Here is an 11,390-nt window from a genome sequence, read left to right on the forward strand (position 1 = left end):
GGGACCTGACTTCCTGGTCGTGGACGACCCGGCAGAACCGGACGCGGCCGGGCTGCTGGTGTGGCGGGCGCCGGCCGATGTGGTGGCGGTCCTTGCGGGCCTCCAGGCCTGGCTCGCCGGTGCACCGGCGGAGGGCACGCCCCTGGTGGTCCTCACCCGTGGCGCCGTCGCGGCCGCCGACGGGGCCGGGATCACCGACCCGGAGCGGGCTGCGGCCTGGGGGCTGGTCCGTTCGGTCCAGTCCGAACACCCCGACCGGCTGGTCCTGTTGGACGCGGACACCGAGGACGGCCTGACAGAGGCCGTCGGGAGGCTGCTCGACTCCGGCGAGCCGCAGGCGGCGCTGCGCGCGGGCCGCCTGCTGGTGCCCCGGCTCACCCGGCTGCGTACCCCGGGCGAGCCGCCCGAGACGCGGCCCACCCCGGCCCTCGACCCCGAGGGCACCGTCCTCATCACCGGCGGCACGGGCGCGCTCGGCTCGCTGCTCGCCCGTCACCTGGTGGAGCGGCACGGCGCCCGGCACCTGCTGCTGACCGGCAGGCGCGGCGCCGACGCCCCGGGCGCCGCCGAACTGGCCGCCGAGCTGGCGGCCCTGGGAGCCTCGGTGCGGTTCGCGGCCTGCGACACCGGAGACCGGGACGCCCTCACGGCCCTGCTGGCCGGCGTTCCTGTGGAGCACCCGCTCACGGGTGTCGTGCACGCGGCGGGCGTGGTCGACGACGCAGTGGCCGACACCCTGACGCCCGAGCGCCTGCGCTCGGTCCTCGCGCCCAAGGCGGACGCGGCGGTCGTGCTCGACGAGGCGACCCGCGACCTGGACCTGTCGTTCTTCGTCCTCTACTCGTCCGTGGCCGCCACCCTGGGCACCCCGGGGCAGGCCAACTACGCGGCGGCCAACGCCGTACTCGACGCCGTGGCGCAGCGCCGGGCGGCGCTGGGCCTGCCGGCCGTGTCGGTGGCGTGGGGTCTGTGGGCCCGTTCGAGTGCCATCAGCGGACACCTCGATGCGCCCGCCCTCGCCCGCGCGAGCCGGCTCGGCGCTCCCCTGTCCGACGCGCAGGGGTGTGCCCTCTTCGACGCGGCGCTCGACGCCGCCCGCCCGCACCTGGTGGCGGCGGTCGTGGACCGGGCCCGGCTGCGTGCAGCCACGGAAGTCCCCGCGATCCTGCGTGGCCTTGCGGGCACCACCCGGAGCACGGCCGGGCGGGTCGGCGGCAGGCGGGGCCGGGAAGGCCTCGCGGCGGCCCTGGCCACCGCGGCCGACCCGGCGCGTCGGCTCCTCGACCTGGTCCGGGCCGAGAGTGCCGCCGTGCTCGGGTTCGCGTCCGGCGACGAGGTGACGGCGGACCGCGCCTTCCGTGAGCTGGGCTTCGACTCGCTCACCTCGGTGGAGCTGCGCAACCGTCTCAACACGGTCACCGGCCTCAGGCTCCCCGCCACCCTCGTCTTCGACTACGCCAACCCCACCGCCCTCGCGGAGCACCTGCTGGTCGAACTGGGCGGCGCCCGGGAGACCGCCGCGAAGCCCCGTGCGACGGCCGCCCGCAGCGACGAGCCGATCGCCATCATCGGCATGGCCTGCCGGTACCCCGGCGGGGTCGCCTCCCCCGAGGACCTGTGGCGGCTCGTCATGGCCGGCGACAGCGTCGCGATGCCCTTCCCCGAGGACCGGGGCTGGGACCTCGACGCGCTGTACGACCCCGACCCGACCCGCCGGGGCAGCTCCGACGTCCGGCTCGGCGGATTCCTCGACGGCGCGGGCGACTTCGACGCCGACCTGTTCGGCATCTCGCCGCGCGAGGCGCTCGCCATGGACCCGCAGCAGCGGCTGCTCCTGGAGACCTCCTGGGAGGCGTTCGAGCGGGCCGGCATGAACCCCGCCGGCCTGCGCGGCACCCAGGCGGGCGTCTTCGTCGGGGCCACCAACGTCGGCTACGCCAGCGGCGCGAACCTCCCCGAGGAGGTGGACGGGCACCTGCTCACCGGCATGTCCGGCAGTGTCGTCTGCGGCCGGATCGCCTACACCTTCGGTCTCGAGGGTCCCGCCGTCACCGTGGACACCGCCTGCTCGGCCTCGCTGGTCGCCCTGCACCTGGCGGTGCAGTCGCTGCGCAACGGCGAGTGCGACCTCGCCCTGGCGGGCGGCGCGACCGTGCTGGGGGCCCCGGACGTCTTCACGGAGCTGAGCAAGCAGAAGGGGCTCGCGCCCGACGGGCGCTGCAAGTCCTTCTCGGCGGACGCCGACGGCACCGGCTGGTCCGAGGGCGCCGGAATGATCATCGTCGAGCGCCTCTCCGACGCGCGGCGCAACGGCCGCCGCATCCTGGCCGTGGTCCGCGGCTCCGCCGTCAACCAGGACGGCGCCTCCAACGGCCTCACCGCGCCCAGCGGCCCCGCCCAGCAGCGGGTCATCCGGGCCGCGCTGGACGCGGCGGGCCTCGCGCCATCGGGCGTCGACGCCGTCGAGGCGCACGGCACCGGTACGCGGCTCGGCGACCCGATCGAGGCCCAGGCGCTGCTGGCGACGTACGGCCAGGAGCGCGAGGACGACCAACCGCTCTGGCTCGGCTCGCTGAAGTCGAACATCGGCCACACCCAGTGCGCGGCGGGTGTCGGCGGCGTCATCAAGATGGTGGAGGCGATGCGGCACGGCGTCCTGCCGCAGACCGTCAACGTCTCCGAGCCGACCGGGCAGGTGGACTGGTCCTCCGGCGCCGTCGCGCTGCTCACCGAGGCGCGGCCGTGGCACCGCGGGGACCGGCCGCGCCGGTCCGCGGTGTCGTCCTTCGGGATCGGCGGGACCAACGCGCACGTCATCCTCGAAGAGGCACTGGCCCCTCGCGCGCTGCCGCCCGCCCGGAAGCCGGAGGCCGCACCGGCCACCGACGCCCCGGCGCGCCCCGTCGCCTGGCCGGTCTCCGCACGCACCACCGAGGGCCTGCGCGCCCAGGCCGCCCGCCTGCGCGCGTTCGCGGCCGAACGTCCCGGTCCGGACGCGGCGCAGATCGCCCGGACCCTGGTCACCGGCCGGGCCGCGCTGGACCGTCGGGCTGTGGTGGTCGGGCGGACCGACGACCTCGACGGTCTGCTCGCCGGGCTCGACGCGCTCGTGTCGGAGACCTCGGTGGCCTCCGTGGTCCATGGCACCGCGGTTCAGGGGCGTACGGCCTTCGTGTTCACGGGCCAGGGCTCCCAGTACGCCGGTATGGGGCGCGAACTCTATGCCGCCCACCCGGCGTTCGCCGAGGCGTTCGACGCTGTGGCGGCCCGGATCGACATGGGGACACCGCTCACCGAGCTGCTTTTCGGGGACGGGGACCAGCTCGAACGGGCCGGCAACGCCCACGCCGGCACGTTCGCCCTCCAGGTGTCCCTCGCCCGGCTGCTGGAGTCCTGGGGCGTCGCCCCCGACGTGGTGCTCGGCCACTCCACCGGCGAGCTGGCCGCCGCGCACATCGCCGGCATCCTCTCGCTCGACGACGCCTGCACCCTGGTGGAGGCACGCGCCCGGCTACTGCTCGGCCTGCGCGAGGACGGGAAGATGCTCGCCGTCGAGGCACGTGAGGAAGACGTGCTGCCCCTGCCCGACGGCGTCGACCTCGCCGCGGTCAACGGGCCCGAGTCGCTGGTCGTCTCCGGCGACGCGGACGTGCTCGACGCGCTCGGGGACCGCTGGCGGGCCGAGGGCCGGCGCGTGAAGGACATCTCCGTCTCCCTCGCCGCCCACTCCCACCACGTGGACCCGGCCCTCGGCGAACTCGCCGCCGTCGCGGCCGGCCTCACCCACCACGAGCCCGCCGTCCCCATGGCGGCCACCGGCCCCGGGCGGCTCGACACACCGGAGTACTGGGTCGAGCAGATGCGTCGGACCGTCCGCTTCGCCGACGCCGTGCGCGGCCTGCGCGGGGTGCGGCGGTTCGTCGAGATCGGACCGAAGGGCGGGCTGTCGGCCGTGGCCCAGCAGCTGGTGGACGACGCGGTCGCCGTGCCGACGCTGCGGTCCGGCGTCCCCGAGCCCGACGCCCTGCTGCAGACGCTGGCCGGGCTGCACGTGTCGGGTGCGACGGTGGACTGGCCGCTGGACGCGGTCGAGGGCGCAGACCTGCCCACGTACGCCTTCGAACACCGCCGGTACTGGGCGCTGTCCGCATCCGGCCCCGCCGACGTGGAGGGCGCCGGTCTCGCCGGCGTGGACCACCCTCTGCTGGGCGCGGCGGTGGCGTCGGTGACCGACGACGGCCTGGTGCTCACCGGGCGCCTGTCCACCTCGGTCCACCCCTGGCTCGCGGACCACCGGCTCGGCGGCACGGTCCTGGTCCCGGGCACCGCGCTGCTCGAACTCGCGCTGCAGGCCGCCCGGATGACCGGAGGCCGGCTCGTCGAGGAACTGACCCTGCACGCGCCGCTGGTCCTGCCGGAGCGGACGGCCGTGCGGTTCCAGGTCGTGGTCGGAGCCGAGGACGGCGCGTCCGGAGGCGGACGCGAGGTGGCGGTCTACGCCCGCCCCGAGTCCGGCACCGACGGACCCTGGGTCCGGCACGCCGCGGGCGTGCTCGCAGCGGCCCTGCCGCCGGAGCCGGCGCCGCACCCGGTGTGGCCCCCGGCGGGCGCGGAGCCCGTGGACCTGGAGGGGCACTACGAGCTGCTGGACGCGGCGGGCCTGGAGTACGGACCGGCCTTCCGGGGACTGCGGGCCGCCTGGCGGTCCGGCGACGTGCTCCACGCCGAGGTCGCGCTGCCGGACCCGCAGCGCGGCGACGCCTACGCGGCGCACCCCGCACTGCTGGACGCCGCACTGCACGCGCTGGCCCTGGCGGGCCCCGGGGACGCGGGGCCACCGGCACCGCGGCTGCCGTTCTCGTGGTCGGGCGTCGCCCTGCACGCGGTCGGCGCACGGACCCTGCGGGTACGCATCACGCCCGCCGGCCCGGACTCCGTGACGCTGGACGCCTTCGACGACGCGGGCCTGCCCGTGCTGTCCGTCGCGTCGCTGACGCTGCGGGAAGCGGCCGCGCAGTCGGCCCAAGAGCCGGCGGTCGAATCCCTGTTCGAGGTGGTGTGGACCCGGCTGGACGAGACGGCCGGGAGCGCCGCCGACGAGGCGTGCGTGACCGTGGACGATCCGGACGGCCTCGCCGAGGTGCCGCCGGTGGCCCTGTGGCGGGCGCCGACCGACCCGACCGCGACGCTCGCCGGGGTACGGGCCTGGCTCGCCGACGAGCGCACGGCCGACGCGCGGCTGGTGGTCCTCACCCGCGGCGCGGTCGCCGCCGTCACCGGCGACGACGTCGCCGATCCGCTCGCCGCCGCCGCATGGGGCCTGGTGCGAACCGCGCAGACCGAACACCCCGGACGCTTCGTACTGCTCGACGCGGACACCGACGAAGAGGCGGCGACGGTCCTCGGCATGCTGTCCGGGGCGGACGAACCGCAGGCGGCGGTGCGTGACGGCCGGGTGCTGGTGCCCAGGCTGCGGCGTTTCCGGCCCGACGGTACGGACACCGTCGTACGGCTCGACCCCGACGGGACCGTTCTCATCACCGGCGGCACCGGTGCGCTGGGCGCGATGCTGGCCCGCCACCTGGTGGCGCGCCATGGCGTCAGGAACCTGCTGCTGACCGGCCGCCGGGGCCCCGACGCCCCCGGCGCGCGGGAACTGGTCCGGGAACTGGCCGAACAGGGCGCGGACGTCCGCGTCGTCGCCTGCGACGCGGCCGACCGCGAGGCGCTGGCCGCGCTGCTCGCGGGGATACCGGCCGAACACCCGCTGACGGGGGTCGTCCACACCGCCGGTGTCCTCGACGACGGGGTCCTGGAGGCACAGACCCCCGAGCGGCTGGCCGCGGTGTTCGCGCCGAAGGCCGAGGCCGCCGTCCACCTGCACGAGCTGACAGCGGGCCAGGACCTGGCCATGTTCGTCCTGTACTCCTCGCTGGCCGCGACCATCGGTGCCGCCGGACAGGCCAACTACGCGGCGGCCAACGCCGTCCTCGACGGCCTCGCCGCGCACCGCAGGCACCGGGGCCTGCCCGCCGTCTCGCTCGGCTGGGGCCTGTGGGCGCAGCCGGGCGCGATGTCCGAGCACCTCGACGGCACGGCCGTCGCCCGGCTCACCCGCCTCGGTGACGCGCTCGGCGCCGAGGAGGGCCTCGCCCTCTTCGACGCGTCGCTCGCCGCCGACCGGGCCCACCTGGTGCCGACCCGCTTCTCCCCGGCACCGGTGCGCGCGGCGCACGAAGTGCCGCCGCTGCTGCGCGCGCTGGTGCGCGTCCCGGCCCAGCTCCGCAAGGCCGGCGCGTCCGGCGGGGACCGGGGAAGCGGCCTGGCGGAGCGGCTGGCGGCGGCCGCCGACCCGACCGGGCCGCTGCTCGACCTGGTCCGCGACGAGGTCGCCGCGGTGCTGATCCACGCGCCGGGCGAGCGGGTCTCCCCGGACCGGGCCTTCCGCGACATGGGCTTCGACTCGCTCACCTCGGTGGAACTGCGCAACCGGCTCTCGGCCGCCACCGGTCTCAAGCTGCCCGCGACCGTGGTCTTCGACCATCCGGCCCCCAGGGCCCTGGCGGACCACCTGCACGAGCGGCTCGCCGGCACGGTCCGCGCCACGCGGAGCGCCGCGCCCGAGGCAGCCCCCGCCCTGGCGGACCACTCGCACCTGCAGCCCGCCGGGGGCCGCGCCAGGCGAACCACCGCGCCCGTGGCCGCCCCGACCCCGCCGGCCGGCGAGCCGATCGCCATCGTCGCGATGGCCTGCCGGTACCCGGGCGGGGTGGAGTCGCCCGAGGACCTGTGGCGGCTGATGGCCGAGGAACGCGACGTGGTCGGCCCGTTCCCCGCCGACCGAGGCTGGAACCTCGGTTCCCGGGGCGGCGACGCCATCCGGGCCGGCGGCGGCGCGTTCATCGACACCGCCGGCGACTTCGACGCGGCGCTCTTCGGTATCTCGCCGCGCGAGGCCCTCACCATGGACCCGCAGCAGCGGCTCCTGCTGGAGACCGCCTGGGAAACCTTCGAGCGCGCCGGCATCGACCCCGCGACCCTGCGCGGCAGCCGGACCGGCGTCTTCGCCGGCGCGATGGGATCCGGCTACGGCGTGGGGCTGCAGATGCCCGAGGACGCCGAGGGCCACCTGGTCACCGGCAGCGCCGGCAGCGTCGCCTCCGGCCGGGTCTCCTACACCTTCGGCCTGGAGGGCCCGGCCGTCACCGTGGACACCGCCTGCTCGGCGTCGCTGGTCGCGCTGCACCTGGCCGCGCAGGCGCTGCGGGCGGGCGAGTGCACCATGGCGCTCGCCGGTGGCGTCACCGTGGTCGCGACCCCGGACGTGCTGATCGGCTTCAGCCGGCAGAACGGCCTGGCCGCCGACGGCCGTTGCAAGGCGTTCGCCGCCGCGGCCGACGGCACCGGCTGGGGCGAGGGGGTGGGCCTGCTGCTGCTGGAGCGGCTCTCCGACGCCCGCCGCAACGGCCACCCGGTGCTCGCGGTGGTCCGTGGTTCCGCCGTCAACCAGGACGGTGCCTCCAACGGTCTCACCGCCCCCAACGGCCCCTCCCAGCAGCGCGTCATACGCGCCGCGCTGACCGCGGCCGGCCTGGAGCCGTCCGAGGTCGACGCGGTGGAAGCGCACGGCACGGGCACCCGGCTCGGCGACCCGATCGAGGCGCAGGCCCTGCTGGAGGTCTACGGCCAGGACCGCGACGAGCCGCTGCACCTGGGTTCGGTCAAGTCGAACCTCGGCCACACCCAGGCCGCCGCCGGTGTCGCCGGCGTCATCAAGACGGTCGAGTCGATACGGCGCGGCACGCTGCCGAAGACGCTGCACGTGGACGAGCCGACCCCTGAGGTGGACTGGTCGGCGGGCGCGGTGGAACTGCTCACCGAGGCCCGGCCCTGGCCGCGGACCGGCCGCCCGCGCCGGGCGGGCGTGTCCTCGTTCGGGATCAGCGGCACCAACGCCCACGTCCTCATCGAGGAGGCCCCGCACGAGCGGCAGGCGGAGCAGACCGCACCGCAGGAGCCGGGCGCGGCACCCGCCGTACTGCCCTGGCTGCTCTCCGCGGGCTCCGCGGCCGCCCTGCGCGGCCAGGCCGCGCGGCTTCTCGCCTTCGCCGACGCGCACCCGGAGACCTCGGCCGTGGACATCGCCCGCGCTCTCACCGGCTCGCGCGCCCGGCTCGCGCACCGCGCGGCGCTGCTCGGCGCCGACCGCGAGACGCTGCTGGCCGCCCTGCGCGCCTTCACCGAGGGCGTCACGGGCGCCCCCACCGGCAGGGCGGACGAGTCACGCACCGCGTTCCTCTTCGCCGGCCAGGGCGCGCAGCGCGCCGGCATGGGCCGCGAACTGTACGACGCGTACCCGGTGTTCGCCGGAGCCTTCGACGCCGTCTGCGACCGGCTGGAGCTCGGCCGGCCCCTGCGGGACGTGGTGTTCGGCACCGACGACGACATCCTGGCCAGGACCGAGTACACCCAGCCCGCGCTGTTCGCACTGGAAGTGGCGCTGTTCCGGCTGGTGGAGTCGTGGGGCGTACGACCGGACGTGCTGGTCGGCCACTCGATCGGCGAGCTGGCCGCCGCGCACGTCGCCGGCGTGCTGTCACTGGACGACGCGTGCACGCTGGTGGCGGCCCGGTGCCGGCTGATGCAGGCGCTGCCCGCAGGGGGCGCCATGCTCGCGGTCGAGGCCGCCGAGGACGAGATCACGCTGCCCGACGGCGTGGACCTCGCGGCGGTCAACGGCCCGAAGGCGCTGACCCTCTCGGGCGACGAGGAAGCGATCGCCGGCTGCGAGGAGCACTGGCGGGCGGAGGGCCGCAAGGTCCGGCGGCTCGTCGTCTCGCACGCCTTCCACTCGCACCGCATGCGGCCCATGCTCGACGCCTTCCGCGAGATCGCCGAACGGCTGACGTACCACGCACCGGTCATCCCGCTGGTCTGCACGGCACCGGGCGACCCGGCGACTCCCGCGTACTGGGTGCGCCAGGTCCGCGAGCCGGTCCGGTTCGCCGACGCCGTCGCCGAACTGTGGCGCCGGGACGTCGGTGCCTGCGTCGAGCTCGGCCCGGACGGCGTGCTCACCGCGCTGGCCCGCGCCACCGCCGGCCAGGACGTCGTCGCCGTACCCGCGCTGCGGCCCGGCCGCGCCGAGCCGGTCACGCTGCTGACCGCCGTGGCCGCCGCGCACACCCGCGGCACCGGCGTGGACTGGCAGGCCGTCCTCGGCACCGGCCCCCGGGCCGCACTGCCCACCTACGCGTTCGACCGGAGCCGCTACTGGCCAAAGGCCCGCACTGCGGAACCCGGCCCGGCCGACACCGAGTTCTGGGACGCCGTCGACTCCGGCGACCTCGGGGCCCTGGCCGGAATGGACCCCGGCACGGCCGCCGCACTGGCCGAGGCACTGCCCGCGCTCGCCGCCTGGCGCCGCACCCGTATGCTGCGCGAGGCCGCGGCCGACTGGCGGTACCGCGTCGAGTGGACGGACGTCCTCCCGGCGGCCCGGTCCGCCGACGGAAACTGGCTGGTCGCCGCAGCACGCGAGGACACCGACCGTGCCGCGGCCGTGGCCGCCGCGCTGCGGGACAGCGGCGCCGGGGCGACCGTCTGCACGCCGGACGAGCTGCCCGCGGCGGACCCCGCCGACAGAGTGCTGCTGCTCTCCGACGACCCGGAGACCGTCCTGTCCGTGGTGCGCACCGGACTCGGCTCGCCCCTGTGGTGCGTGACGACGTCGGCGGTCGGCGCCGGTGACACCGTGGCCGACCCCCGCGCGGCCCAGGTATGGGGTCTGGGCCGGGTCGCGGCCCTCGAACTCCCGCGCCGCTGGGGCGGTCTCATCGACCTGCCCGAGCAGCCCGGTGCGGACACCCTGGCCCTGATCCCGGCCGTCCTCGGCGGTACCGAGGACCAGGTGGCACTCCGCGGCGGCCGGGTCCTGGCCCGCCGCCTGGACCGCGCACCGCTGGCGCACGGCGGGGCGTGGACCCCGGCGGGCACCACGCTCATCACCGGCGGCACCGGCGCCCTCGGCGGGCACGTCGCCCGCCTGCTCGCCCGGCAGGGGGCCGGGAAGCTGGTCCTCACCAGCAGGTCGGGTCCCCGGGCGCCGGGTGCCGCGGCCCTGGTGGCGGAACTCGCGGACCTGGGCTGCACGGCCGTCGTGGCGGCGTGCGACGTCGCCGACCGCGACGACCTCGCCGCCCTGCTCGCCGCACACCCGGTCCGGGCCGTGGTGCACACCGCAGGCACCGACACCGCCCGTCCCCTCCGAAACCTCGACGCGGACACCTTCCGCGAGGTCCTCCGGGCCAAGGTCGACGGCGCGCGCAACCTCGACGAACTCCTCCCCGAGGCCGAGCAGTTCGTCCTGTTCTCGTCCATCGCCGGGGTGTGGGGGAGCGGGGAGCAGGCGGCGTACGCGGCCGGCAACGCCTCCCTCGACGCGCTCGCCGAACGCCGCCGCGCGCAGGGCCGCGCAGCTCTCTCCCTCGCTTGGGGCCCCTGGGCCGGGGAGGGCATGGCCGCGGCCGGACTCGGCGGAGGCGACGGCGATGCCGCCGCCTACCTCGCCCGGCGCGGCCTGACCGCGATGGCACCCGAGACGGCGCTGCGGGCCCTGTCCGACGCGCTCGGCGCGCAGGACACCTGCGTGACCGTCGCCGACGTGGACTGGAGCCGCTTCCTGCCCGCCTTCACGGCCGGCCGGCCCGCCCCGCTGTTCGTCCCGCTCGCCGAGGGCGGGGCCGGCGAGGAGCAGGCAGCGGAGGAGGGACTCACCGCGTACGCCGTCGGACTGGCCGGATTCTCCCCGGCCCGGCGCGAACGCGCCCTTCTCGACCTGGTGCGCCGTCAGGTCGCCGACGTACTCGGCCACCAGGGAGTGGACGGCATCGCAGCGAGGAGCGGCTTCGCCGACCTCGGGTTCGACTCGCTGACCGCCGTCGAGATCCGGGGGAGGATCGCCGCAGCCACCGGACTGGGGCTCCCCAACTCGATGATCTTCGACTACCCGACCCCCGCCGCACTCGCCGCCCACCTGTCGGAAGAGATCGCGGCAGAGGCCGCTCCCACCACGGACCCGGACCCTGCCCCCGCCTCCGCGGATATCCCCGCGGACGGCCTCGAAGAGGGTCCGTCGGAGGGCGACATCGACCTGATGGACCTCGACGCGCTCATCCAGACCGCGTTCGAGAATCCGGAGGACTGAACCCCCTTCCCGCCTGCTCGAACACCCTCGCAAATGCCACCTGCCGGCCCGGCCCCCTAAGGGGTCGGGCTAGGGGTTGTCCATGCCTCGGCGCCGTTCGTAGGCTCAGCGAGAGTTTCCGCACGGAATTTCCCCTGCCGAAATTAACCATTCGGTGTCGGAGAAATTCCAGGCGAAATTGCGT

The 11,390-nt window shown here is 76.2% G+C and carries 4 pseudogenes; all 4 read left to right on the top strand.

Annotated features, from left to right (window positions below):
* Positions 1-10 precede the first annotated feature (10 nt).
* Positions 11-4,054 (top strand): annotated as a pseudogene (locus K1J60_RS47465) (type I polyketide synthase); the annotation flags it as partial.
* A 153-nt stretch (positions 4,055-4,207) separates the two neighbouring features.
* Positions 4,208-4,492: pseudogene (locus K1J60_RS47470) on the top strand (polyketide synthase dehydratase domain-containing protein); the annotation flags it as partial.
* Between the two features lie 93 nt (positions 4,493-4,585).
* Positions 4,586-9,427, top strand: a pseudogene (locus K1J60_RS47475) (type I polyketide synthase); the annotation flags it as partial.
* 576 nt (positions 9,428-10,003) lie between these two features.
* Positions 10,004-11,206 (top strand): annotated as a pseudogene (locus tag K1J60_RS47480) (beta-ketoacyl reductase); the annotation flags it as partial.
* Between the last annotated feature and the right edge of the window lie 184 nt (positions 11,207-11,390).

Source organism: Streptomyces akebiae (genome assembly GCF_019599145.1).
GTDB lineage: Bacteria > Actinomycetota > Actinomycetes > Streptomycetales > Streptomycetaceae > Streptomyces > Streptomyces akebiae.